1 protein-coding gene is annotated in these 1,094 nt (G+C 45.6%); it reads right to left on the bottom strand.

Going from position 1 to position 1,094, the window contains the following annotated elements; all coding sequences use genetic code 11:
* Positions 1-115: 115 nt before the first annotated feature.
* On the bottom strand, positions 116-1,094 hold a 979-nt coding region (locus R7P72_RS25685), incomplete at its 5' end, for a hypothetical protein (protein WP_318111057.1).

Below are 1,094 nucleotides of genomic sequence, written 5' to 3'. Positions count from 1 at the left end.
GTGACTCGAAACTCAAAGGTTTCCACAATGGTGTCTACCGTCGTTTTATTTGGGGTTACCGATACCGAGCAACCGGTCAGTAAAACGGAAACGACCAATAATAGGTTTGCCTTCATTAGTTAAAGCCTCCCGCCTTTATCGTATTTTCCAATTCTTCGTCATCAACTTTCGAAAGATCGAGCTTCAGCAAGCGCTCAAGGTCACTCGTTCGCTCGAACTTAGGCAGCTTGATGTCGGTTTCTTTGACAGGGTCGACAAGATTAACTGTCGCGACGATGATCAACTCCGTCTTTCTTCTTTCGGTATTGGTCTTACTGAATAACGCACCAAGAATTGGGATGTCGCCTAGATAAGGAATTTTTGCCAATGACTCCTGCTCTTCCGACGTTAAAAGACCAGCTAACACGAAGCTTTGGCCGTCTTTCAGTTGAACCGTTGTCTGAGCTTTTCGAGTTCGTAGCGAAGGGACGCTAACTAGACCGGAGTTCACACCATTGGTTTTATCAATCGAGCTCACTTCTGGTAGCAGTGACAGGCGTATGTTTTCCGAATCTGTCACCTTAGCAACCATAGACAGCTTTACCCCGTATTCTTTATAAGTTACGGAAATACCATCGTTGTCTCGGACGGTGATTGGGATTTCACCACCGACAAGAAAGCTCGCCGATTCGCCAGAAATTACCGACAGGTTTGGCTCAGCCAGCACTTGGCCGATACTGTCGTTGCCACTCGCTGAAATAACCGCGACGATATCTTCTGCCGTAAAGTCCAGGATTTTGTTAACAAACTGACCAGCTCCGCCAATCGACTTACCATTCGTCTCTCCGTATGACACGCCGATTTCGGTGAAGAATGAGCTCGAAACGTCTGCGACCGTCAACTTCACATTGATTTTATCTGTAGTGATCACTTTTAGGTTGTTGATGATATCTTCGAAAACGTAAGTAGCTGTATAGTCAAGCGGATCAACGGATTCTCCATTTGCGCCAGAAAGCCCAAAAGTATTTCTTTGCTTACTCTTTTTAAGCATCTCACCAACCTGGCGGTAAACTTTGTCTTTGATCTCTTCGCTGCTAACAACACCATCAATGACT

This window comes from Vibrio sp. Vb0888 (assembly GCF_033338835.1).
Taxonomy (GTDB): Bacteria; Pseudomonadota; Gammaproteobacteria; order Enterobacterales; family Vibrionaceae; genus Vibrio; species Vibrio alginolyticus.
The sequence above is the reverse complement of the archived record's forward strand: the minus strand, read 5'-3'. Positions and strand labels throughout refer to the sequence as shown.